Here is a 24,308-nt window from a genome sequence, read left to right on the forward strand (position 1 = left end):
TCTGAGCCCTCACTTCCCGGGCTTTTTGGGCGGCGGGACTACGGGGGCGCGGGCCTTGGCGCCCGCGACCTTGGGCTTGCCGCCGGGCACCGCCGGCAGCCCCGGGAAGTCGGGGAAGTTGGCCTTCGCCTTGATGCCGCCGTCGACGACCTTGAGGGCCGAGAGCAGCTCATCGAGCTTGGCCTCGAGGGCGCTGCGATCGTCGAGGCGCCGCGCCGCGGTCTGGACCAGGGGCACCAGGGTGCGCTCGACGATCTGGATCTGCTGGGCCAGGAGCTCGTCGATGCCCGCCGGGGGCGGAACGGTCACCTCGATCTTCGGGGCGGCGATGCGCTCGAGCAGCGCGGCCAGGTCGGCGCCGCCTGGGATGGTGACGGGAGCCGCCGCCTGGACCGGCGCGGCCTTGGGCGCGGCCGCAGCAGCGACGGGCGCCCGGCTCAGGGCCAGGGCCGCCTGCTTGCGCTCGCTCGCCTGCTGCTCGAGCTGCTCCGTGGCCTGGTCGAGGGCCGCCTTGATGCCCTCGAGGTGCAGACCAAAGCCGCGGTTGGCCAGGGCCTCCTGGATGCCCTCGAGCTGATCGCCGAGGCTCGACAGCTGCGCCGTGACCCGGGTCGCCGGGTCGTCCTCGGCCCCGCCGAGGTTCTTGGCCTTGACGAAGCCCTTGCGGATCGCGTCCCAGCGCGCCTTTTGCTCGTCGTCCAGGGTCCCGCGCAGCTCGGCGAGCTTGAGCATGTTCTGCTCCGCGCCCGAGGTCAGGGTCTGGGCCTCGCCGACGTAGTGGTCCTCGACCAGCGACTGGAGCTCGGCCATGTTCATGGCCGGCACGACCTTCTCGGCCAGCTTGGCCATGTTGCGGTAGCTGCCCTGGAGCTTGAAGGGCGGCTCGGTCCGGTAGCGGTCGTCCATGGACGCCGAGCGGATGTACTCCTGGTTGACCTGCAGCAGGGTCTCCTGGACCTTGAACAATAGCTGGAAGGTCTTTTTGATCTCGTTGAGCTCGGCCCCGGAGTAGCCGTGGGCCAGGTCCGTGGTCGGGATGTCCTCGCCCCGAGCCATGCGCATGAGCTTGTAGATGTCGCTCTGCTCCCGGGTGGCGAGGGGGGCCAGGGTCGAGTTCGAGGTGATCGCGTTCTCGATGTAGCTCGACGCGAAGGCATCGTCGGCGCCCTCGAGGATGTCGCCGAGGTTGTAGGTGTCGGCGCGGTTGGCCAGCATGTCCGGGATCTGGAACTTGTCGCCGGACTCCGTGTAGGGGTTGCCGGCCATGACCACGCAGAATTTTTTCCCGCGCATGTCGTAGGTGCGCGTGCGGCCCTTCCACACGCCCTCGATGCGCCGCTGGGCGTCGCACAGCGAGATGAATTTCTGCAGCAGCTCCGGGTTGCAGTGCTGGATGTCGTCGAGATAGAGCATCACGTTGTTGCCCATCTCGAGCGCGAGGTTGATCTTGTCGACCTCCTGGCGGGCCGTGGCGTTGGGCGCCTCGCTGGGGTCGATGGAGATGACGTCGTGGCCCAGCGCGGGGCCGTTGACCTTCATGAACACCAGGCCCAGGCGGCTGGCGATGTACTCCATCAGCGTGGTCTTGCCGTAGCCAGGCGGCGAGATCAGCAGCAGCAGGCCCATGAGGTCGGTGCGCTTTTGGTCCCCGGCGGCGCCCAGCTGCTTGGCCAGGTTGTCGCCGATGATCGGCAGGTAGACCTCGTTGATCAGCCGGTTGCGCACGAAGCTCGACAGCACCCGGGGCAGGAACTCGTCGATGCGCAGCCGCGTCCGCTCGCGCTCGAGCAGCTCCTGCCGGCGCTTGCGGTAGTCGTGGTAGCCCGGCACGCGCACGCGCACGAACTCGCCCAGGCGACTCAGGTACTCGTCCAGGCGCAGCTCGAGCTTGCCGTCGACGACCCGCGGGTGCTGGCCGAGCAGGCCCTCGGCGGTGACGGCCAGCAAGGCCGTGGACTCGTGGCGATCGAGGCGCGGGCACAGCAGCAAGCCCACGAGCTCGTCGGCGATCGAGTCCGCGCCCGCGCCCGCGTCGCCCGTGGCCAGGTAGCTGGCGACCCAGGCCTTCGCCAGGTCCCAGCGCGCGCGCAGGTCCTCGAGCTGCTCGAGGTCGCGCTCGAGCTCGGCCCTCAGCCCGCGCAGGTCGATGTAGGCCAGGAAGCGGTCGCGCAGGGCCTTGGCGTCGGCGCTGACCACAAAGCGCGGGCGCTCGGCGGCGAGCTCCTCGATGAGGTAGCGGCCGGCGACCTGGGCCTGCGCCGCGGGGCAGTCGACCCCGCGCGCCTCGCAAAAGGCCAGGACCGCGTCGGCGAACTCCTGGGCCAGGGCCCGCGAGGCCGCCGAGTCGCCCAGCTGCGCCCGCAGCCGGCCCAGGCTGCGCGCCGAGATGTGCCAGCGCTGCTTTCGCTTGGCGTCGTCGAGCTCGGACCAAAACAACAGGCCGAGCACGCGCCCGCTCGCGCCAAAGCGCAGCAAGCCCGCGCCCTCGTAGAGCAGCAAGAGCTTGTCGAGGATGACGGCCGCGTCGGCGTCGTGGATGCCGCGCTCGTAGCCCTCGTCGTAGCGATCGGCGGCGACGCGACGGACCAGGCCGACCAGGCCGGCCTCGTCGCGCTGGGCCTCGTGCAGGGCCGCGAGGCTCAGCGTCTTGCGCGCCTCGTCCTGCGGGCCCCCGAGGGTCTCGCCGGCCTCGGCCGCGAACAGGATCGACGCGGCGAGGTACTCGGCCCGGTAGACCGCGCGGGTCTCCGAGACCAGGCGCTGATCCCAGTAGCCGCGGGTCGCCGTGAACGCCGGATCGGCGATGAGCTCGCGGTAGTCCGTGCCCGAGAGGGTCATGATCATGCCCTCGTCCGTGGGCACCATGCCGAGCTCGAGGGGCTGGGTGTTGACCGTGAAGCGGTGCCGGCCGAGCTTGACCAGCGAGGCCCCGCTCTCCCCGCCCTCGAACAGCTCGAGGCGGTCCCGGAGCCCGCGCAGCGCGTCCTGGCGCGCCGACTTGATCCGCGACTCGAGCTCGTCGGCCTTGACCGAGTCGCCGAGCTCGAGCAGGCGCGAGGCCAGCTCGCGCAGCTTGAGCACCATGGGGTCCGAGGCGAAGTAGGCGTTGAGCTCGTCGGTGGTCTTGAAGCTCTTGGCCCGGCGGCCGATCCCCTGGAGGATGCGCTTGCCCGCCGAGACCATGTTCTCGGCCCGGCGGCTGCGCTCGTCGAGGAGCTGCTGCTTTTTCTGGGTGAAGGCCTCGTAGACCTCCTCGCGCTTGCTCGCCAGCTCGCCCAGGAACTCGTCGAACTCGGAGAACTTGGCCTCGAGCTCCTCGAGCTGGACCATCAGCCGCGAGAGGTTCTCGTCGCAGCGCTCGGGGGTGTCGGCCATGCCGATGCCGCTCGACACCGACTGCGCGAACAGCTTGAACTGGGCGACGAACTCGGCCTTGCCCTCGGGCGGGACATCAGCGAGCGGCGCTTGTTTTGGGACCATCGCGCGCACGCGGTTGACCTGGGCGAAGACCTCCGAGATGCGCTCGAGGATGACCGTGCGCTTGGTCGGGTCGTCGACCTCGAGGCCGCCGATGATCTCCGAGAGCACGTTGAGGCCCTCGCTGGTCGTCTCGATGTCGGCCTCGATGGCCGGCACGTCCTTGGTCTTGTCGAGGACCTCGATCTTCCCGCCCAGCTCGCCCAGGCGCTCGACCAGGGGATCGAAGGCCTTGTCCCGGAGCAGGAAGTCGACGGTCGCCTTGGAGGTCTTGTCGAAGGCCTCGATGAGCTCCTGCTCGAGTTCGTCGAGGCGGGCCAGATCGATGTACCGGACCTCGCGCAGGGAGATGACGTGGCCCCGGCGCGAGCGCAGCCCGGTCAGCGCGGCCATGAACTGCTCGACGGTCTCGAAGAAGTCCGGCCGGACCTTGCGCAGCAGCTCGACCTGCTCGCCGACGGCCTGCTCGAGGGCGGTCGCGGCCTGGCGGCGCATCTCGACCACCTTGTCGAACTCGTCGACGATCAGCGCCGCGGTCTCGCGCATCTGCACGACGACCTCGCGCAGGTTGCCGACGGCCTCGCCCCCGTACCAGTGGTAGGTGTCGAGGGCCCGGGTCAGGGCGCCGACGAGGTCCTCGTAGATCTGCCGGGTCGGCTCCTGCTCGTCGACGGCCCGCTTGAGCGAGAGCGCCTCGGAGATTCCGCGGACGAGCTCGGCGTTGCCGATGCGCGCCAGCGGACCGCCCGTCGACGGCGCCTGGGCGGCGTACTCGAGCGAGCAAAAGGGCGTGGCCCAAAACTGCATGGCGTGCATGCGCTTGGGCTCGTCGCGGGTCACGTTGAACACCGCCAACCGGCCGTCCTCGAACACGCTGTAGCCGTGGCAGGGGATGACCGCGCCGATCTCCTTGCGGATCAGGTTGTAGGGGAAGAGCGCGTAGCGGCCCCCGTCGCGGCGGTGGAACACGTAGAGCACGTCCTCGCCGTTGGGGCTCTTGATCGCCCGCTCGAACTCGAAGTCCGAGTAGTCCCCGTCGAAGACCTTGTGGGATCCGTCTTGAAGGAAATAGCCCCCGGGGAAGATGACGCCGTGGTCCTCGGGCAGCTGCACGCACGCGCCCCCGATCGCGTCGGCGCGCACGACCTTGTTGGAGCGCGTCGCGAAGATCAGGTAGCGGCGCTGCTCCTCGCGGTAGGGCAGGACCGAGAGCAGGATCAGCGTGCCGACCTTGGCGTAGGCGATGTCGGCGTCGTCGAGGCTCTGCCCGGGCTCCTCGACGGGCTCGGCGTAGACGCCGTGGCCCGAGTCGGTGTTGTTCTCGACCTTGATGGTCAGGTCGCCGCCGATGGTCTCGACGAAGACCTCGTCGAGGATCGACACGTGCGGGTGGCGACCGTCGACGTGGTCCTCGCGGCCGGTCTCGACCCACTCGAAGTCGTGCTGGGGCGGGAAGCTGTAGTCCCGCTCGCCGCGGTTGTCGACGTAGGTCGCCCGGCCCTCGGCGTCGAGGCTCCAGCGGAACACCCGGATGTCCTCGTGGGTGGCCCCGGTCTGGAACACCGCCAGCAGCTGGGTCTCGCTCCGGGCGAGACGCAGCAGCCGGGCGGACTTGTAGTACTGGAACAGCTCGTGGAACTGCGTCGCGAACTGCCGGTCCTCGAGGAAGCTGCGGTCGAGGTGGTCCGCGCCCAGGGCCGAGAGGTCGAAGATGTCCTCGCCCGCCGCTTCATCGGCGCCCGGGACGTGCTCGAAGTTGTGCAGCGAGAACACCTCCTCGCGCTTGATGGTCTGGCGCAGGCCCAGGTAGACGTTGAAGCCGAACAGCATCCGGCCGTTGACCATGACCACGTCGCAGGGGATGCACTTGTTGTCCGTGCGCACGTGGCCCGTGCCGATCGGCACCAGCTCCGAGCCGCCGAAGGCCTCGACGCGGCGCTCGTTGAGGCCGGTGGCCCGGGAGCCGAGCTCCCGGGCTTGGGCGACCAGGCGCGCCCGGATGACCTCGTAGCTGCCGCCGACCTCGTCGGCGCCACCTTGTGATTGTTCGGCGTCGTCAGCCATCAATGCTCACTGCTTCGTCGCAGATCCTGTCCCTGCCCTGGCCAGCCCTGCCCTACTTGACGCCCAGGCGCTTGGCGGCCGCGAGCAGCTCGGCGTACTTGGCCTTGTCGGCGTCGCCTGCCTGGCCCATCAGCTGGGTGATCATCGCGGCCACGCCGAGGTTCTTGACGGTCTCGGAGTCCACGGTCGGGTTGGACAGGACCTCGACCATGTCGGCGGGCAGGCTCTTGCGCCCGTCGAGGTACTCGGCCAGCAGGGTCTGGGCCGTCTCGCTGTTGTTGACCGCGGCGTCCATGGACTGGCCCATGGTCACGGCGTTGACGAAGCGATCGAAGAACTCGCCGTCGCCACCGACGATGTTGATCTTGGCCTGCGCCATGGCCTGGGCCATGACCTGGGCCTGGTACTCGGCGACCTTCTCGCGGGTGCGCAGGCCCTCGATCTCGACCTCCTTGTCCTTCTCGAGGCGCAGGCGGTACTCCTCGTGCTCGCGGCTGGTGCCGTCGAGGGCCTTCATGGCCTCGGCCTTCTTGCCCAGACCGTCGGCCTCGGCCTCCATCTTGCGCTGGATGGCGACGGCCTCGGCGGTGCCGACCTTCTCGATGGCCGCGGCCTCGGCCTCCTTACCCTGGGCGTGGGCGATGAGCATGACCCGCTGGGCCTCGGCCGCGGCCTCGCCCTGCTTGCGCACGGCGTCGGCGTCGGCCTCCTTGACCTTGACCTCGGCGAGCCCGAGGTCCTGCTGCCCCTGGGCCTTGGCCTGCATCTTCTGCAGCGCGACCCGGGCCTCGGCCTGGCCCTCCTTCTCGATGGCCATGGCGTTGGCCTCCTTGACCTTGACCTCGGCCAGGCCCGACGCGGCCTGCTCGGCCTGGACGCCCTCGGCCAGACGGATCTTGGCGCGCGCCTGCTTGTCCGAGGCCTCGAGGTCGGCCTCGGCCAGGGTCAGCTTCTCCTTGGCCTTGTGCTTGGCGACCTGCTCTTGGGCCTCGGCGTGCTTGATGTGCTTGACCAGGTTCTCCTGGGCCTCGGCCTCGGCCGCGACCACGCGGGCGTCCTTGCTCCGCCTGGCCTCGGCGAGCACGCGCAGGTCCTTGATGGACTCCTCCTCCTGGGCGACGTTCTTCTCGACCGCCACGCGGCCGGCGATCACGTCGGCGATGTCCTTGCGCTCGATCTCGAGGGCCTTTTCTTTGGCGATGCGCTGGAGCTCGACCTCGCGCTCGCGCCCGATGGCCTCGAGCGCGCGGTCCTTCTCGACGCGCTCGGACTCGACGGCGACGACGCGCTCGCGGTTCTTTTGGGCGACCTCGACCTGGCGCAGGCGGTTCTCGTTTTGGATCGCCGTCTCCTCCTCCTGCTTGATGCGGGCGACGTCGGCCTTCTTGGTCTCCTCGGCCTGGACCTTGGCGGTCTCGGCCGTCTCGCGGGCCTGGATCGTCGCAATCTCCCGCTCTTGCTTGGCCTTGGCGTCGGCGCGCTGGCGCTCGAGCTCGAACACGGCCTCGTCCGCCTCGACGTTTTGCTTGGTGATGGCCTTGCGCTCTTCTTGCTTGAGGCTGTTGGTCTCGACGTTCTGCTCCGCGGTGATCTGAGTGATCTTGCGGATACCCTGGGAGTCGAGCACGTTGGCCGAGTCGAGCTGGGTCATCGGCGTCTGCTCGAGGTAGTCGATGGCGCAGTCGTCGAGGCGGTAGCCGTTGAGCTCCTTGCCGATGGCCTCGAGGATCCCGGCCTTGAACTCGTCGCGCTTGGTGTAGAGGTCCTGGAAGTTGAGCTGGCGGCCGACGGTCTTGAGGCCGTCGGAGAACTTCGAGTTGAACAGCGCCTCGAGGGTCTCTTGGTCCGAGGCCCGCTTCGCGCCGATGGCCCGCGCGACCTCCATGACGTCCTCCTCCTTGGGGTTGACCCGGACGAAGAAGGTGACCTTGATGTCGGCGCGGATGTTGTCGTTGCAGATCAGGCCGTCCTTGCCGCGGCGGTCGATCTCGATGGTCTTGACCGAGATGTCCATGATCTCGGCGCGGTGGATGATCGGGACCACGATGCCGCCGGTGAACTTGACCACCGGGACCGCGCCCATCTTGTTGATGATCAGCGCCGAGCCCTGATCGACCTTTCTGTAGAAGGCCGCGATGATCACGCCCAGCCCGACCATGAACAGCAAGGCCGAGCCGACGATGATGCCGACGGTGATCAGGTTGCTCTGCAGCTTCGGGTCGATGGCGGCGAGCAGGAGCGAGAGGGACGGGTGTGCGTGCAGCATGGCTTGTGTGGTGAAGGGGTTGAGGGGACCGGCCCGAGCAGCGCCGGGCAGAGGGAATTCGCTAGGGGGGGGGTGCGCGAGCGCTGGCCAGGGCCAGACCAGCGCCAGGGCTCAGGTGGCCCTGTCGGAGCCCTCGGTGAGGGCCGAGGGCAACATGTCGTCGATGCGCGTGATCTCGAAGGCGCGCTCGCCCTGGTCGTAGCTGACCAGCATCACGCGCTCGCCCTTTTGGATGGCCAGCTCCTCGTCGGCGTGGACCGTGACGATCAGCGAGCCGCCCTTGGTCATGACCGAGGCCTGGCCGACCTTGCGGGTCACCCGGATGGTCTGGACCTCGGCGATCTGGCCGACGAGCTCGTCGTTGGTCAGGCTCTGCGAGCCCGAGAAGAAAGGCGCCAGCGGGACGATGGACCACGAGGTCAGGCGCAGGGCGACGAACACCGCCAAGAAGGCCACCCCCGAGCCCCACACCCAGCGCGAGACCAGGGCGTCGAGGGTGCTGGCGCCGGCGAGGGAGGTGACGTGGGTGAGGATCCAGCCGTAGAGGGTGAACAGCGAGAAGCTGACGGTGACCGGGACGCGGCGCAGCTCGTAGCGGGCCAAAAAGCCGCGCTTTGGCTCGGCCTTGGCCAGCGCCGTGGATTTGGGGTCGTCCTCGCTGGGGACCGTCAGCGCGGCGGCGCCTTCGAGGGCGCCGTCGAGGGCCCCGTCGACGGCTCCGTCGAGGGCCTCGGGTCCAAACAGGCCGACGATGACCAGCGACCAGTAGCCCAGGGCGATGCCCAGACAGACCGTGAAGATGATCGCGGGGAAGGTGAGCGCTGCGAGGAGAAATTCAGTCATGTTCGGGGTTCGCGCAGGTTGCCATGTCCCGTCGGGATTATCGATGACTTTTGCGCGCGTCCGTGAGTCGGCGCCCGGGCGACCGCGCCCCGACCCGCTTCATTCCAGTCACCTTTGGGTGACCGCTCGGGTGACCTGGCTCAGCGCCACATCAGCATGCGGGAGATGGGCGTGCGTCGACCTGCCCGGACGTGGCGGAGCCGGGCTCGGCGAAGATCCTGCATGGTCGGCCACGGGGGGTCTCGAAAACGACGGGCGTGGTGGTCCTCGAGCACTTCGAGCAGCTCGAGGGGGTAGTCCAGAGGTGGGCGCGCCAGGGCGAACTCGCCCGTGAACCGCAATGGGTTCTCGCTCTCAGACTCGAGCTCGGCCTCGCAGCGCGGGTCGAGGCAAGGCACGAGCCGCAGCTCCCACAGCGCGGCCGGTCCCTCGGCCCCGCTCCCGCCTCGGGGCCAGGGGCCCACGGACTCGCGCACCCGCAAGACCACGCCGCTGAGTCGGTCGCGGACCCAGGTCGGCTCGCCGGGGAAGACCTCGAACAGGCCCGTGACCGAGCAGGCCGCGGCGCGCAGCTCGGGCAGCCCGGCGAGCTGGGGGTGACCAGGGAGCTCGCCGTGGACCGCCCGCCAGGCCCAGCTGTCTCGGGCTCGCCCCGCCCGCGAGGCCACGGGGACGCCGAGGCTCGAGACGTCGCACAGCGCCCAGTCCATGCGCCCGACCGAGAGCAGCTCGAAGTCCTCGTCGTCGACGGCGAGCTTGCCGACCTCCTCGTCGAAGCGCTCGATGAGCGGCGCGAGGCGGGCCGGACCCGCGGGACCAGCCCCGCCGAACACGGCGGCGGCGAGGCGGTCGAGGCCCTCGCCGCCGGGCAAGCTGTGCTCGCGCTCGACCCGGGCGGGCACGTAGTCGAGGCTGCGCTCGCTGGGGAGGGTCCGCGCCCGCGCGGGCACGGCCGAGTCGGGAGCCCCGCCCTCGCTCGGGCCCTCGCCGACGCTCGAAGCAGGCGCGGAGGCAGGCGAGACGGGCTCTAAAAATTCGAGGCGGACGCGGTCCTTAGTCAGCGCTCGCCTCGCTCGGCGCTGGGCGACCGCGGAACTCGCGAATCTGCGCGGCGAAGCGCTGGAACAGCGCGTCCGAGTCGTGGGGGCCCGGGCTGGCCTCGGGGTGGTACTGCACCCCGAACACCGGCCGCCCCGTGAGCTCGAGGCCCGCGACGGTCTTGTCGAAGAGGTTGAGGTGAGTCAGCGCCGCGCCCTCGCCCAGGCTGTCCACGTCGACGGCGAAGCCGTGGTTTTGCGAGGTGATGGCGATGGAGCCGTCCCGCTCGTCCCGCACGGGGTGGTTGCCGCCGTGGTGGCCGAACTTGAGCTTGTAGGTCTGCCCGCCCAGGGCCAGGCACAGCAGCTGGTGGCCCAGGCAGATGCCGAAGATGGGCAGGTCCTTGGACCGATCGTCGGCGACCAGCTCGCGCAGCTGGGCGATCACGGCCTCGACCGCCGCCGGGTCGCCGGGGCCGTTCGACAAGAACACGCCGTCGGGCTCCTCGGCGAGGACCTCGGCCACGGGGGTCGAGGCCGGGACGACGGTGGTCTCGATGCCCTGGTCGCGGAGCTTGCACAGGATGTTGCGCTTGATGCCGAAGTCGTAGGCGACCACGCGCAGGTCCGCGGGCGGGGGCTCGGCGCCCGACAGGCCCTCGGCGCTCGGGGCCCGCCAGCTCGACTCGGTCCAGGTGTAGCGCGCTTTCGTGGTCACCCCGTCGACGAGGTTGCGCCCGGCCATGGAGGGGGCCGCCGCGGCCTGCTCGCGCAGGGCGTCGACGTCCTCGATCTCCGTGCTGATGACGGCCATCTGGGCCCCGTGCTCGCGCAGGTGTCGGGTCAGCGCGCGGGTGTCGACCTCGGCGATGCCCAGCACCCCCCGGCGAGCCAGGTACTCGCCCAAGCTGGCCTCGGACCGGTAGTTCGAGACCACCGGCGAGAGCGAGCGAATCACCAACCCGACGGCCGCGGCTTTGTCCGACTCGTCGTCGCGGGCGTTGGTCCCGACGTTGCCGACCTCGGCCGCGGTCAGGCAGACGATCTGACCGGCGTAGGAGGGGTCGCTGACGATCTCCTGGTAGCCGTAGAGGGCGGTGTTGAACACGACCTCGCCGACGACCGTGCCGCGAGCACCGAAGCCTTGGCCTCGGAACACGCGGCCGTCAGCGAGCACGAGCAGGGCAGGTCCGTGGTAGCGCGGGTCGACCATCGGTCGGCCGATACCACATTCTCGGAGGTGGGGGGATGGCTGGCGAGCCAACCCTCACGTTCAGATCTCGCGGGGCCCAGCCCGCCAGGGCGAGCAGGTCGCGCCCGTTGCGCCCCGCTTCCTCCGCCTTCGACCCTGGCGCCGCGCTACCATCCCGGCGATGTCCGCACCGGAGCGCGCCGACGAACGACCCACCGCCGCGGTCCTGCTCATCGGCAACGAGCTCCTATCGGGCAAGATCCGCGACGAGAACGGGTGGTTCCTGAGCCAGCTGTGTCGACGACGCGGCATGGAGCTGCGCGAGATCGCCGTGGTCCCCGACGAGCTCGACACCATCGGCGAGGCCCTCCTGCGCCTGCTCGCCCTGGTCCCCACGGTGTTCACCTCGGGCGGCGTCGGGCCCACGCACGACGACGTGACCCTCGAGGCGATCGCCCGGGCGACCCGGCGCGCGCTCGTCCGCAACGCCGAGATGGAGGCCATCTTGCGCAAGCACTACAAGGGCCGGTCGACGGAGGCCGCCATGGCCATGGCCGACATCCCCGAGGGCACCGAGCTCCGCGCCCTCCCGGGCTGGCCGGTGATGCGCCTCGACATCGCCGAGGGCGAGATCTTGGGGGAGCGGGCGCCCCAGGCCCACGACGCGCGCATCTACATCTTGCCCGGCATCCCGCCCCTGCTGCGCGCGAAGGTCGAGGCCCTCGAGGCCCTCGAGGACGAGCTCCCGGCGCGCCGTGACTGGAGCCTCGTCGAGCTCCACACCAGCTTCGAAGAGAGCGCCCTGGCCCCCATGCTCGACGCCGTCGTCGCCGAGTTCCCGGACATCGAGATCGGCTCCTACCCCCAGTGGATCCCCGACGGGAGCGGGCAGCTGCGCGTCCGGGTCAAGCTCACCTTCGAGGGCGCCGAGGCGGCCCGGGCCGAGGCCGCCCGCAAGGCCGTGGTCGCCCAGCTCGGCCCCGAGCACCTGATCTTGCCGGCGACGGACCCGGCCTGAGCCCGCCGAATCGGCGGCGAGTGACTTTGCTCCCCCCGCCCTCGCAGTGGGGCGCGGGCACCGTGTTACCTTCGCGCCCATGCGCGCGACCCCTTCTCTGGTACTGGCCGCACCCCTGCTCGCGGCCCTCGCCCTCACGGGTGCCTGCGACGACAAGAAGACCGACTTGCTCGCGCCCCCCGCGGACTACGACCCGGTCGCGACCGAGGGCCTGACCCTCAACAAGGCCGGCGTCGATGCCCTGACCCTGACCGAGGGCGACGCGCGCGACGCTCACATCGAGGGGCTCAAGGCCGAAGGCAAGTTCAAGGGCCAGGCCATGTGCAAGGGCGGCTCGGGCACGGGCGACATGGAGGACTCGAAGTTCGGTGAGTACAAGCTCACTTGCGACGCCGGTGCGATCTGGCTCGACGTCGAGCTCAAGTACTACCTGTACACGACCCAGGCCCTCGGCCGCCCCCTCAAGGGCGGCGCCTACGTCGAGTTCGACGGCACCCTGGTCGAGTTCGACTTCCAAGACGGCTCGAAGCCGCGCAGCATGACCGCCACCGTGTCCGTCGGCGAGTCGATCAAACGCCTGCAAAAATAGAGGGCTCCACGGGCTGCGCGCAGGTGCAGTTTTCCAGACCTGCGCTAGCCTGTTGCTCGGACCCCCGCGAGCGCTCGCGCTGCGCTCGCCTCGCCACGACCCTCACCACGAGACACGAGCCGAGATTTGGGAATCGAGAGCGTTGGATCCCCGTGGCTCTGGGCCGGCTTCCTCGTCGCCGTGCTCTTCATGCTCGCGCTGGATCTGGGCGTCTTCCACCGGGAGTCGCAGCGGGTCACCGCGCGTGAGGCCCTGATCTGGTCCGTCGTCTGGGTCAGCCTCTCGCTGGTCTTCAACGCCTTCGTGTGGTGGCAATTCGGCCGTGAACCGGCGCTCGAGTGGCTCTCGGCCTACGTCATCGAGAAGTCGCTGAGCGTCGACAACATCTTCGTGTTCATCGTCATCTTCCGCTACATGAAGGTGCCGAGGAACTACCTCCACCGGATCCTGTTCGCGGGCATCCTCGGCGCGTTGATCCTTCGGGCGCTGTTCATCCTCGTCGGCCTCGGGCTGATCGAGATGTTCACCTGGTCGCTGTACCTGTTCGGCGGCTTTTTGATCTACACCGGCCTCAAGCTGCTGATCGCTGGCGACGACGACCCCGACGAGGAGGCCGGCGACTCCTGGGTCAAGCGCAAGGCCGAGCAGTGGCTGCGGGTGACCCGGGACTTCGAGGGCCCGGTGTTCTTCGTCAAGAACGAGGGCAAGTGGTTCGTGACCACGCTCTTCGTCGTGCTGTTGATGGTCGAGACCGCCGACGTCATCTTCGCCCTCGACTCCATCCCCGCCATCTTCGGCATCTCCCGCGACCCCTTCATCGTGTTCACGAGCAACGTGTGCGCGGTCCTGGGGCTGCGGGCGATGTTCTTCCTGCTCGAAAACGTCATCGACCGCTTCCACTACCTGCCCTACGGCCTGGGCGTGGTGCTGGCCTTCATCGGCGTGAAGATGGTGCTCGCCGAGGGCATCGGCGGCGCGGGGCCCTACGCCCTGGGCGTCGCCGAGGCCCCCTGGCTCGAGCCCATCCACGTGCCCATCAACCTGTCCCTCGGGATCGTCGGCTCGGTGCTCGTGCTCTCGGTGCTCGCCAGCTTGCTGCTGCCCGCACCGGCCGTCAGCGAAGAAGGCTGAGCCCCTCCCCAACCCCGCGGGAGGCGCGGTATGCTCGCGGCCGTGGCTGATCTCGATCGCTACCTGCGGTACCTCCAACGCGGCGACGTCGAAGAGCTCGTGCTGCAGACCGGCAAGGTCGCGGCGCTGAAGCTGAGCGCGGGCAAGCTCCACCCCCTGACCAAGACGCCGCTGGCGGCGGGTCACATCGTCGCCTTGCTCAACGGCGCCGACTTGCGCGAGCTCTTGCCCAGCTCCGACACCCCTGGCGAGCCCCAGGCCGTCGAAGTCGAGGGCCGGGCCTACACCTGCCGCGTCGCCCGCCGTGGCAACCAACTCCAGCTGCGCTTCTCGGCGGGGAGCGCTGGCGCGGCGGCTCCAAAGCCAAAGCCAAAGCCAAAGCCAACTCCGGCCCCGCCGCCCCAGCGCGCGCCGGCCACCCTCACCCCGGCCGTCGAGGGGGGACCGCAGCCTCGGGTCGCCCGGCCCAAGACTGGCCCGCGGGACATCGAGCTCGACGCCGACGACGGCATCAGCATCGGCCTGGCCCTCGACGATGCGGGCGCCCAGCCCAAGCCGAGCCCGCCCCCGGCCCCCTCCCCCGCCAGCGCGGCCATCGACTTCGAGCTCGACACCGAAGGGCCGTCCATCGGCCTGGCCCTCGACGACGGCGCGGGCGCGCCTGCGGGTGGCGACGACGATCTGCTCGCCACCCCGCCCCTGGCCAGCCCCTCCAGCCCGGCGCCTCCCGGCGCCGTGCCCATCCCCGGCGTCTCGCCCGGGCACTCCCCGGGCCATGGGGGACCCCCGCCGCGCTCGGCCTCCGCGGGCTCGAAGCGCTTCCTCAGCCGCCCCGCCAAGTGCACCTGGGCCCGCGGCACGCCCGAGGCGCGCATGCTCGCCATGCTCACCGAGGCCCGCGAGTCCGGGGCCAGCGACATCCACCTCGTCGGCGATCAGCCCGCCCGCTTTCGCCGCCTCGGCTCCCTGAGCCCCGTCGGCCCGGCCATCGCCAAGCGCGACGTCGAGCCCATGCTCATGCCGCTCATGCGCCAGGCCGGCGACACCCTCACCAAGCAGCTCGAGGACATCGGCTACGCCGACTTCTCCATCCAGTTCGCCAGCACCGGGCGCATGCGGGTCAACTTCGCCAAGGGCCGCACCGGCCTCAAGGGCTGCTTCCGCGTCATCATCGACACGCCGCCGACGCTCACGGAGCTCGGCCTGCCCAAGGAGCTGGGCAAGGTCGCCGAGTACCACCAGGGCCTGGCCATCGTCTCCGGCCCCAGCGGCCAGGGCAAGACCACGACCATGGCGGCCCTCGTCGACCTGGTCAACCGCAACAAGCCCGACCACATCATCACCGTCGAGGACCCCATCGAGGTCGTCCACCCGATCCGCCGCTCGGTCATCAGCCAGCGCCAGGTCGGCCTGCACACCGCGAGCTTCCACCGCGCCCTCAAGGCCGCCCTGCGCGAGGACCCCGACGTCATCGTCATCGGCGAGCTGCGCGACCGCGAGACCGTCGAGATGGCCCTGCAGGCCGCCGAGACCGGCCACCTCGTGATCGCCTCGATGAGCACGCCCTCGGGCGCCAAGACCATCGACCGGCTCATCGACATGTTCCCCCCCGACGACCAGAGCCAGGTCCGCTCGACCCTCGCCGGCGCCCTCAAGATCGTCGTGTCCCAGCGCCTCGTGCCCGCCGCCGACGGCACCCGCATGGTCGCCGCCGCCGAGCTGATCACCGGCAACATCCCGCTGTGGAGCCTGATCCGCGAGAACAAGCTCTACCAGCTCCCCAGCCTGCTCCAGCGCGGGCGCAACTACGGGATGATCCGGGTCGAGGACTCGCTCAACGAGCTGCTCGCCCAGGGCGTGATCACCGAAGCGATGGCCAAGCACTACGCCGACGACCCGCGCTCGGTCGGGACCAAGGGCGCGAGCACGAGCCAGGCCCCGGCCCAGCCCAAGCCCGGGCTGATGGGCGGCCTCGGGGGCGCCAAGAAGCCCCCGCCCACCGGCGGTCCGCCCGGCGGCTCCGCGGGGAACAGCGCGAGCCAGCAGGCCTCCGACCTCGGCAAGGCCGCCTTTGGGGCCATGCGCAACATGTTCGGGCGCAAGAAAGGCGACGACTGATGCCGGCCCTCGACCAGTACTTCGAGCTCATGCTGTCCGAGAAGGCCTCGGACCTGCACCTGTCCGTCGGCTACCCGCCCATGCTCCGGCTCAAGGGCGACCTCGTCCCCCACGGCAAGATCCCCGTCGATGAAAAGCGCATGCGCGCCCTGCTCGACGAGCTGATCGTCGACGACGAGACCCGAGCGGCCTTTCACCGCGAGCGCGACCTCGACTTCGCCTACTCCCTGCCCGACGGCAAGGGCGGCTTCAAGGCCCGCTTTCGCTGCAACTACCTCTACAAGCACACCGGCCCCGGGGCGGTGTTCCGGACCATCCCCTCGAAGATCCTCAGCGCCGAGGAGCTCGGCCTGCCCGCGCAGATCATCGAGCTCGCCAAGCGCCGCTCGGGGCTGTTCATGGTCACCGGACCCACGGGCTCGGGCAAGTCGACGACCCTCGCGGCGATGCTCTCGTGGATCAACCACAACCGCGAGGGCCACATCCTGACCATCGAGGACCCGGTCGAGTTCGTGCACCAGCCGGCGCGCTGCCTGATCACCCACCGCGAGGTCGGCATCGACGTGCCCAGCTTCGCCGACGCGATCCGCTCGGCGGGGCGCGAGAACGCCGACGTCATCCTCGTCGGCGAGCTCCGGGGACCCGAGACCATGCGCCTGGCCCTGCAGCTCGCCAGCTACGGCGTGCAGATCTTCGCCACGGTCCACACCAACTCCGCGGCGGCGACCATCGACCGCTTCATCAACGTGTTCCCCGCGGGGCAGCAGCCGGCGATCCGCGGCATGCTCGGCGAGTCCCTGGGCGGCATCATCGCCCAGCAGCTGCTCAAGCGCGCCGACGGCAGCGGGCGCATCGCCGCCCACGAGATCCTCATCGGCAACACCGCGGTCTCGACCTGCATCCGGGAGAACCGCACCTCGATGATCAACAGCTTGATCCAGTCGAGCGCCCGCGAGGGCATGCAGGGCATGGACGCGACCCTCGACACCCTCGTGCGCGAGGGCAAGATCACCGCTCAGGACGCGCTCGACAAGGCGCTGGACAAGAACAGCTTCGCCAAGCAGCCGCACATCCAGAGCCAGCTCGACATGCCGATCGAATAGGGCCTGTCGCCCCCACGGGCCGCTCGAGCCGGGGTCATCGCTCGGATCCTCGGTCCGCCTCGGTGACCGCTCGGTGAGCTCGAGGCGTGCGCCAGCACCCGACGAAAGCTGACGAGTTCCATGGACGCGTCCGTGCATTGATGTACTGTTTCCTCGTGATGGTCGAGCGATGGGTCGTTGCGAGGGTCTCGCTCCCCTGCCTCGCGCTGTGCCTGGGCGTGGGCTGCCGGCAATTCAACCCGGACTTCGACCGCGGCCAGACCGAGATCGGTGACGAGGGCACGGACGACGAGGTCGGAGCAGACATCGGCAGCGAAGGCCCGACCAGCGAGACCGACACGACCGAGACCGGCTCGCCCGACACCGAAGACACCGAAGACACCGAGACCGACACGACCGAGACCGGCGAAGAGCTGTGCGAAGCCCCCGCCGCCTACGTCGACTGCGACACGGTGAACCAGGGCCTGGTCGCCGATCCCTTCCTCGCCATCGGCCTCAACTGCCTCGGCCCCGACGACCAGACCATCCAGGCCGAGGGCTTGGTCTTCTCCCCGGGTAACGACCCGCTGGGCGACCCCGACAGCTGGCGCATCGTCGAGAGCTTCGGCGAGGCCGAGGGCGACAACCACGGCGGCAAGCGCTGGGCCGCGCGCGAGGGCAAGTTCGTCGGCTCGGCCGACCCGGGCCTCGACGCGGTCCCGCCCAACACCTCGAGCGCCATCTTGGTGCTGACCACTGGCAAGCTCCAGGATGTCGACGCCGAGGGCGCGCTCTACGAGGAATTCAACGCCCAGCCGGGCCTGGGCCCCAACAGCAACGTCGACCTCGTCCCCGAGCCCGAGCCGATCAGCCCCGAGCTCGGCTCCAACGACGGCATGGGCGGGACGCCCTTCCAAGACTGCGACGGCGTCAACGACTGCAGCGACAGCCTCTACCAGACCTGGGTCGTCGACGACAACGCCAACTTCCACGACCAGCTGTTCATGCGCTTTACGGTCACGCCGCCCGAGGGCGTCTACGGCTACCTGTTCGACTTCGCCTTCTTCAGCTCCGAGCACCCGACCTACCTCGACACGGCCTTCAACGACACCTTCGTGGCCTGGTCGAGCTCCGAGAGCTACACGGGCAACCTGACCTTCGTCGGCCAGGCGCCGCTGAGCACCACGGCCCTCGAGCAGCAGGGGGCCTTCCAGTTCGTCGGCGAGTCCCCAGCCCTCGCCGGCACCGGCTTCGAGACCCACGCGGCCACGCCCTGGCTGCTCGCCCGCGGCCCGGCCACCCCCGGCGAGCCCGTCCAGCTGACCTTGTTCCTCGCCGACGTCGGCGACGCGCTGTTCGCCAGCGTCGTGCTGCTCGACAACTTCCGCTGGGACTGCGGGGGCTGCGTGGGCGGCGGCTGTGGCTTCAACCCCTGAGCCCACGCGAGCAACGGTCAGCTCGTGTCGCGCGGCGGCAGTTTGCAGAAAACTGCACGCAATGAAATCGACAGCACTCGCGAAGTCGCTGCATTCATCTCAAAATCGAGGGGCGCCCGTGGCCGGCGCCCCCGGGCCCCTCGTTTCGAGTCGCCGGGCGGACCCGAAGAAGCATGAAGATGGGGAAAAATGGGCCTCAACCGAGGATTGGGGCTAGACAACGGCACCCAGCTGACTCGCCTCCCACTTTGGATCGAGACATCCCTGCCCCATGCGTAGGCCGCCATCGTTGCCATTGGGGCTCACATTGCACCCACTTTTTTGCTACGAAAAATGGTGACTAAGGTTGGTCCAGGCTCCGTCGACCACACGGCTCGACACGGACCTCGCGTGCGCTCGAGTGTGAGCTTCGCTCCATGCAATCCCCCCCACAGCAGCCCCTCGCGCCCGAGTCCATGGGGCTCTCCCTGCGCGTCAAATTTGCGCTGCTGGTCGCCGCCCTGGCTACCCTGCCCCTGGCGCTGATCGGCTGGGTCGGGCTGCGGGCCAATGCCGAGACCCTGCAGATCACCCAGCTCGAGCTGCAGATCGCGGTGCTCGGGGACCTCGCGGGCACCGTCGACCACGGCTTCGACGACGCCGAGGCCGGGCTGGTCGCCATCGGCCGGGTGCTCGCCGACGCGGGCCTGGGCGAGGACGAGCGCATTCAGCTGACCAAGGCCGAGGTCGAGGCCCGGCAGAGCCTCGATCTGGTCGCCATCTACGACCGCGAGGGGGCCATCATCGACGTGCTGTCCGAGCTCGGCGTCGACAGCCGCTCGGTCCCCGAGGCCCTCGACCCCGAGCTCCTCGCCAGCGCGACGAAGCTGCGCGCGGCCACGGGCGCGGCGGCCCTCCACGGCGGCGACGACTCGGACGCCGAGCACCGCCCCCTGCGCGTCCCCATCGTCACCGCGATCCGACCCAGCGGCCCCGAGTCCCCGCCGACGGGCTTCGTCGTCGGCTTCGTATCCATGACCGGCGTCAGCGAGCACATGCGCGCGCTCGCCGACGCCCACCTCGGCGGCAGCGAGGGCGCCCTGCTGCTCGTCGATCGCCAGCTGCGGATCGTCGCCGACACCCGGGGCGAGGCCGCGCTGACCGAGCGCAGCGCCTCGCCGGCCCTCGAAGGTGTCGATGCGGGCACCCTCGGCCCCATGGTCGCCCGCTCGGGCGAGTACGTCGAAGATGGCCGGGACACCGTCGGGACCGTCGTCGGCCTGCCCGGGCGCGAGTGGGTGGCCGTGGCGCAGGTGTCCCGCGACTGGGCCTACGCCAGCCTCGAGGACATGCGGCGAGTCGTGCTCGGCAGCGTGCTCGCGGTCATGCTCGGGGCCGGGCTGCTCGGGCTGTGGGCCGCCCGGCGGCTGACCGCCCCCCTCGCCGAGCTCACCGCGTTCACGGCCAAGCTCGCCGAGCGCCGCTTCGACGCCCGGGTCAGCCCGCGCTCCCGGGACGAGCTCGGCGTCCTCGCCCAGGCCATGTCCGACGCGGCCGCGAGCCTCGAGGCCAGCGAGGCCCAGGTCGCCCGCGAGATCGAGGTCCGCCGCGATCTGGGCCGCTACATCTCCCCGGAGCTGCTCGAGCGCGTGGTGTCTCGAGAGCAGGACATGGGCCTGGGCGGCCAGCGCAGCGAGATCACCGTGCTGTTCATGGACGTCGTCGCGTTCACGCCGCTGAGCGAGCGGCTGAGCCCCGAGGCCGTCGTCGAGCTCCTCAACCACCTGTTCACCATCTCCACGGAGATCGTGTTCCGCCACGGCGGCACCGTCGACAAGTTCATCGGCGACAGCATGATGGCCTTTTGGGGCGCCCCCACGCCCCGGGAGGACCACGCCGAGCGGGCGTTGGCGGCCGCCGAGGAGATTGTCTCGTGGCTCGAGATCGCCAACGAGCACTTCCGGTCGACCTACGGCTGCGCCATCGAGCTGGCCATGGGCCTCAACTCGGGCAGCTGCGTCGTCGGCAACATCGGCTCCGACCGGCGCATGGAGTACACGGCGATCGGCGACGTGGTCAACGTCGCCGCCCGGCTCGAGGCCATCGCCCGCCCCCAACAGATCCTGGTCAGCCAGTCCACGGCCGCCCTGGCCAAAGACGCCTTCGACTTCATCCCCCTCGGCGAGCGGCAGCTCAGCGGCCGCAGCGAACCCGTCCAACTGTTCGAGCTCGAGCCATGACCGCCTCGCCCCCTGAAATCGGCACGACCATCGCCGGTCGCTACACCCTGATCGAGCTCCTGGGCTCGGGGGGCATGGGCGCGGTCTACCGGGCGCGGCAGCTCAACCTCGACCGCGAGGTCGCGCTCAAGCTGGTCCACGCGCGCTTGCTCGACGACGACGAGGACGACAGCGCCCTGCGTCGCTTCGAGCGCGAGGCCCGGGTCGCCGCCGCCCTGCGCCACCCCAACGTCATCGAGATCTACGACATCGGCGAGAGCGAGGGCGTGGCCTACCTGGCCATGGAGCTGCTCCGCGGCGAGAACCTGCGCCGGCGCCTGCGGACCATCGCCGGGCCCGCGCCGCTGGCGATGGTCCGCGAGGTCGGGCTGCCCCTGGCCGAGGCCCTCGTCGCCGCCCACGCGATCGGGGCGGTGCACCGCGACCTCAAGCCCGAGAACGTCTTCCTCGAGGACCTGCCCAAGGGCGAGCGCGTGGTCATCCTCGACTTCGGCCTGGCCTTCATCGCCGAGGACGCCCAGTCCGGGCGCATGACCCAGCAAGGTGTCGTGGTCGGCACGCCCGACTACCTGTCCCCGGAGCAGGCCCGCGGCCGCGAGGTCGGCCCCGCCAGCGACGTCTACTCCCTCGGCTGCATCCTCTACGAGCTGCTCACCGGGCGGCCGCCCTTCGTGGCCCGGCGCGCCGTGTTGATGCTGACCAAGCACGCCCACGAGACGCCCATGCACCCCAGCCAGTGGCACCCCGGCGTGCCCCGCAAGCTCGACGAGTTCGTGATGCGCATGCTCCGAAAGCGGCCCGAGCAGCGGCCCGAGCCCGGGGAGGTCGCGGCGGTGCTCGAGGCCATCGACGGAGGCGGGAGCACCCGTGCGCGCAGCGGCGTGGCCTCGGCGCGGGTGCCCTCGACCCGCTCGCAGCGGATGATCTCCGTCGACGGTCGCGCCCTCGGCCCCAACGCCGTGGGCGGGAACGAGCTCGGCAAGACCATGGCCGCCCCGGCCCCGCGCCCCAACGGGCTGGCGCGGACTCGGGCGCTGACGCAGACGCCCGCCGGCGAGTCCCCAGCCGAGGACCCGCCCCCCACGCCGACCCTCGAGGAGCTCGCGACCAACCCCACCGTCCGCGCCCACGCGACCAGCGAGATCCCCACGGCCCCCTTGCACGCCCTCGACGTCGACGGCACCGCCCTCATCCTCGTCGGCGAGCTCGACGAAGAAGACGAGCTCGGCCTGCGCTCCAACGACTTCGTGCTCCTGCCCTGGTCGGGCGAGGGCTCCGCCCCGACCGAGGCCCAGCTGCTCTTCCTCGTCGACGCGAGCGACTCTGGCCGCGTCCAGGCCTGCGTGGCCACCGGGCTCCCCGTCGTCGCCGCGGTCCGGAGCGACGATCGCCAGACCCTGGGCGAGCTCGCCCGCCTAGGCGTCAGCGAGCTGACCACCCTGCCCATCGACACCGACAGCGCGGTCCGGAGCCTCCGCCGCGCGCTCCGGCGAGCCCGTCGACGCGCCCGCCAGCGACCCTAGAAGCCCCCACCTCTCGGCCACCACCGAGCGCCACCCTCCCCCAGACATTCGACATTGGAGACGACCGTGCTCCCACGACCCAACCCACGCACCCCCAGCGCGCGGGTCCGGCCCTTCGCGGCCCGGCTCCCGCTCCTGTCCGCCCTGCTCCGCGCGAGCTTGGCCGTGCCCCTGATCGCAGTCGTCGCCGCGCCGAGCCCCGCGCTCGCCCACGACGGTCCCGACGCGAAGATCGAGCACACCCACAACCAGGTCCGCTCGCGCCCGGCCCCGTCGACGGAGTGGCACGACGCGACCCTCGGCGAGGCCCTGTTCAAGCAGGGCCGGGTCAACACCTTCGAGTCCTCCTCGGCGGCCGTGCGCTTCCGCGACGAGTCCAGCGTCGCCCTGCGCGAGAACACCCTGGTGATCGTCTTTGGCCACCACGCCGTGCGCAACAAGCAGGTCATCGCGATGCAAGCCGAGCTCGAGCGCGGGGCCCTGCGCGCGCGCCTGGGTGAGCTGTCCGGCGATCCGGCGACCTCGCAGACGGCCAAGGTCGCGACGCCCGGGGCCTCCACCCGCCTCGACGGCGGCAACGCCTTGCTCAAGGTCGACGACGAGGGGGCCAGCCGCATCCACAACCACGGGGACGGCAAGACCACGGTCTCGGCCAAGGCCGGCGGGACCACCAAGCTCAAGCGCGGCATGGGGGTCAAGGTCGAGAAGTCCAAGCGCGCGGCCAAGCCCATCCCGCTGCCGCCCACGCCAAGCTGGCTCGTGGGGCCCCACGTCTACCTGTCGATCCCCGGCGAGCTCAGCCGCATCCGCGGGAGCTGGAGCCCCGTGCCCGAGGCCCGCGCCTACTACGTCGAGGTCGCCTCGGACCCCGAGGGGCTCCAGGTCATCAGCGCCGTCGAGGTGCCCGCGAGCGTCGACGCCTTCGACATCCAGGGCCTGCCCCCGGGCGACTACTACGTGCGGGTCGCGGCCGTCGACGACGACCAGTTCGAGAGCCTACCGTCCGAGGACTTCGAGGTTCACCTGGTCGCCGCGAGCCTCGAAGGGCCGGACGGTCAACCCGTCGAGGGGGCCGGCGTCGGGCCAGCTCCAGGCATCCCCGAGGCCGGCGCCGAGGCAGCTCCCGAGGGCGCCCGCGTCCTGACCGGATCGAGCCTGGTGCTCCCCGACGGGGTCCGCTGCGGCGCGGGCGAGGAGGCCCTGAGCGAGCGCGTGTCCCTGGCCACCGTCGGCGTCCAGCCCCTGCGCTGCGAGGACGCCGAGGGCAACGCGGCCGTGCCCTTCCCCATCGAGGTCGTCGGCGTCGAAGCGGCCGTGTCCAACCCCTCGGGCGAGGCCGTCGAGCTGATCCGCGAGCGCGAGAACACCCGCGAGCTCGCCCTCGACAGCGACCTGCCCCTGCCCGCGCAGCTCCACCTCAGCGCCCCCGAGGGCGTGCGCGTCGAGTCCATCGAGGTCCTCGAAGACGGCCGCTGGGCGCTGACCCTCTACGCCGAGGCCGACGCCCCCGAGCAGGCCACCATCGCGGTCCGCTTCGCCGAGGACGGCGAGCCCGTCGCCCTCCTCGATCTGATCATCGCCGACCCGCCCCCCGCCGAGCTCGAGCCCGAGGCGCCCAAGCCCGAGCGCCACATGGTCGAGCTCGGCGTCGGCGCGGGCCTGGTCCTGATCTCCGATCGCCACGGCCTCTACGAGTTCGGCGTCGGCCAGCAGCGGGAGATCCGTCAGCCCACCCCGCAGGTCTACGGCCGCCTGGGCTACTACCCGATCCGCTGGGTCGGCCTCGAGGTCGAGGGCCGCTACATGGCCGTGCGCACCGGCGCGGGCGACCCCGCCACGGGCTGGATCGGCCGCGGGCAGATCGTCGGCCAGCTGCCCCACCGCGTGACGCCCTTCGTAGCCCTGGGCCTCCAGGGCATCGGCGTGGCCTCCCCCGCCGCGGTGCTCGGCCGCGAGACCGACGTCGGCCCGGTGTTCGGCGGCGGGGTCAAGTTCTACGCCACCGAGCGCGTCGCCCTGCGCCTGGGCGTCGCGGCGACGCTGCAGGACGCGACCCAGGATGGGCTATCCACCTTCGTCGAGTTCGACCTCGGCCTCGCCTTCGTGCTCGGACGCGACTGCGCTCAGAAAAAGTGCTGAGCGCTTCGGGCTGAGCGCTTCGGGACGGGGCGTGGGGTCGCCCACGACCGCGAGAACACCCGGAGACGTAGGGCAGAGGTACGCGAAGTCGTAGTCGGTCGCCCGGAGTCCCGACGCCACTCGAGCGCCGGGGTCTACGAGTCTACGAGACAATGACTTTACTTCGGGCTTACC

14 protein-coding genes are annotated in these 24,308 nt (G+C 70.5%); 9 read left to right on the forward strand and 5 right to left on the reverse strand.

Annotated features, from left to right (window positions below; genetic code table 11):
• Positions 1-9: 9 nt before the first annotated feature.
• The 5 genes from PPSIR1_RS30860 to carA all read right to left on the reverse strand — a co-directional run bounded on the left by PPSIR1_RS30860 (position 10) and on the right by carA (position 10,900).
• Complete coding sequence (locus PPSIR1_RS30860; protein ID WP_006975154.1) at positions 10-5,541, reverse strand: DNA repair ATPase; 5,532 nt, start codon at positions 5,539-5,541, stop codon at positions 10-12.
• A gap of 52 nt (positions 5,542-5,593) precedes the next feature.
• Positions 5,594-7,807 carry a flotillin family protein gene (locus PPSIR1_RS30865; protein WP_006975155.1) on the reverse strand — a complete coding sequence of 738 codons (2,214 nt, stop codon included), beginning with the start codon at positions 7,805-7,807 and terminating at the stop codon, positions 5,594-5,596.
• Positions 7,808-7,918: 111 nt separating this feature from the next.
• A complete protein-coding gene (locus PPSIR1_RS30870; protein ID WP_006975156.1) occupies positions 7,919-8,650 on the reverse strand; it encodes a DUF1449 family protein in 732 nt (243 codons plus the stop codon).
• A gap of 140 nt (positions 8,651-8,790) precedes the next feature.
• A complete protein-coding gene (locus tag PPSIR1_RS30875) occupies positions 8,791-9,600 on the reverse strand; it encodes a hypothetical protein (RefSeq protein WP_006975157.1) in 810 nt (269 codons plus the stop codon).
• 103 nt (positions 9,601-9,703) lie between these two features.
• The gene (gene carA, locus PPSIR1_RS30880; RefSeq protein ID WP_006975158.1) at positions 9,704-10,900 is read right to left on the reverse strand and encodes a glutamine-hydrolyzing carbamoyl-phosphate synthase small subunit; all 1,197 of its coding nucleotides are present in this window, start codon (positions 10,898-10,900) and stop codon (positions 9,704-9,706) included.
• Between the two features lie 160 nt (positions 10,901-11,060).
• Here carA and PPSIR1_RS30885 point away from each other — a divergent pair, with 160 nt between their 5' ends.
• The 9 genes from PPSIR1_RS30885 to PPSIR1_RS30925 all read left to right on the forward strand — a co-directional run bounded on the left by PPSIR1_RS30885 (position 11,061) and on the right by PPSIR1_RS30925 (position 24,134).
• Positions 11,061-11,897 (forward strand): competence/damage-inducible protein A, encoded by an 837-nt coding sequence (locus tag PPSIR1_RS30885; RefSeq protein ID WP_006975159.1) that lies wholly within the window; start codon positions 11,061-11,063, stop codon positions 11,895-11,897.
• Between the two features lie 79 nt (positions 11,898-11,976).
• Positions 11,977-12,486, forward strand: coding sequence for a hypothetical protein (locus PPSIR1_RS30890; RefSeq protein WP_006975160.1), 510 nt, complete (start codon positions 11,977-11,979; stop codon positions 12,484-12,486).
• 126 nt (positions 12,487-12,612) lie between these two features.
• Positions 12,613-13,617 (forward strand): TerC family protein, encoded by a 1,005-nt coding sequence (locus tag PPSIR1_RS30895; RefSeq protein WP_006975161.1) that lies wholly within the window; start codon positions 12,613-12,615, stop codon positions 13,615-13,617.
• 42 nt (positions 13,618-13,659) lie between these two features.
• Entirely contained in the window at positions 13,660-15,735 is a 2,076-nt protein-coding gene (locus PPSIR1_RS44330; protein WP_053335462.1) for a type IV pilus twitching motility protein PilT, read from the forward strand.
• Complete coding sequence (locus PPSIR1_RS30905; protein WP_006975163.1) at positions 15,735-16,838, forward strand: type IV pilus twitching motility protein PilT; 1,104 nt, start codon at positions 15,735-15,737, stop codon at positions 16,836-16,838. Before PPSIR1_RS44330 ends, PPSIR1_RS30905 begins: the two co-directional genes overlap by 1 nt.
• A gap of 158 nt (positions 16,839-16,996) precedes the next feature.
• The gene (locus PPSIR1_RS30910; RefSeq protein ID WP_006975164.1) at positions 16,997-18,253 is read left to right on the forward strand and encodes a choice-of-anchor L domain-containing protein; all 1,257 of its coding nucleotides are present in this window, start codon (positions 16,997-16,999) and stop codon (positions 18,251-18,253) included.
• Between the two features lie 416 nt (positions 18,254-18,669).
• A complete protein-coding gene (locus tag PPSIR1_RS44335) occupies positions 18,670-20,472 on the forward strand; it encodes an adenylate/guanylate cyclase domain-containing protein (protein ID WP_086001854.1) in 1,803 nt (600 codons plus the stop codon).
• Positions 20,469-21,995 carry a serine/threonine-protein kinase gene (locus tag PPSIR1_RS44340; protein ID WP_006975166.1) on the forward strand — a complete coding sequence of 509 codons (1,527 nt, stop codon included), beginning with the start codon at positions 20,469-20,471 and terminating at the stop codon, positions 21,993-21,995. The genes PPSIR1_RS44335 and PPSIR1_RS44340 overlap by 4 nt, the downstream gene beginning before the upstream one ends.
• A 66-nt stretch (positions 21,996-22,061) precedes the next feature.
• Positions 22,062-24,134, forward strand: a complete 2,073-nt coding sequence (locus tag PPSIR1_RS30925; RefSeq protein WP_198154653.1) for a FecR domain-containing protein — start codon at positions 22,062-22,064, stop codon at positions 24,132-24,134.
• Positions 24,135-24,308 lie beyond the last annotated feature (174 nt).

The organism is Plesiocystis pacifica SIR-1 (assembly GCF_000170895.1).
Classification (GTDB): domain Bacteria; phylum Myxococcota_A; class Polyangia; order Nannocystales; family Nannocystaceae; genus Plesiocystis; species Plesiocystis pacifica.

Bases quoted from the DNA above. Each gene is read 5' to 3' on its own strand.
- PPSIR1_RS30890 (WP_006975160.1), top strand. From the start codon at position 11,977: ATGCGCGCGACCCCTTCTCTGGTACTGGCCGCACCCCTGCTCGCGGCC.
- PPSIR1_RS30865 (WP_006975155.1), bottom strand. From the start codon at position 7,807: ATGCTGCACGCACACCCGTCCCTCTCGCTCCTGCTCGCCGCCATCGAC.
- PPSIR1_RS30905 (WP_006975163.1), top strand. From the start codon at position 15,735: ATGCCGGCCCTCGACCAGTACTTCGAGCTCATGCTGTCCGAGAAGGCC.
- PPSIR1_RS44340 (WP_006975166.1), top strand. From the start codon at position 20,469: ATGACCGCCTCGCCCCCTGAAATCGGCACGACCATCGCCGGTCGCTAC.
- PPSIR1_RS30910 (WP_006975164.1), top strand. From the start codon at position 16,997: ATGGTCGAGCGATGGGTCGTTGCGAGGGTCTCGCTCCCCTGCCTCGCG.
- PPSIR1_RS44335 (WP_086001854.1), top strand. From the start codon at position 18,670: ATGCAATCCCCCCCACAGCAGCCCCTCGCGCCCGAGTCCATGGGGCTC.
- PPSIR1_RS30885 (WP_006975159.1), top strand. From the start codon at position 11,061: ATGTCCGCACCGGAGCGCGCCGACGAACGACCCACCGCCGCGGTCCTG.
- PPSIR1_RS30870 (WP_006975156.1), bottom strand. From the start codon at position 8,650: ATGACTGAATTTCTCCTCGCAGCGCTCACCTTCCCCGCGATCATCTTC.
- carA (WP_006975158.1), bottom strand. From the start codon at position 10,900: ATGGTCGACCCGCGCTACCACGGACCTGCCCTGCTCGTGCTCGCTGAC.
- PPSIR1_RS30860 (WP_006975154.1), bottom strand. From the start codon at position 5,541: ATGGCTGACGACGCCGAACAATCACAAGGTGGCGCCGACGAGGTCGGC.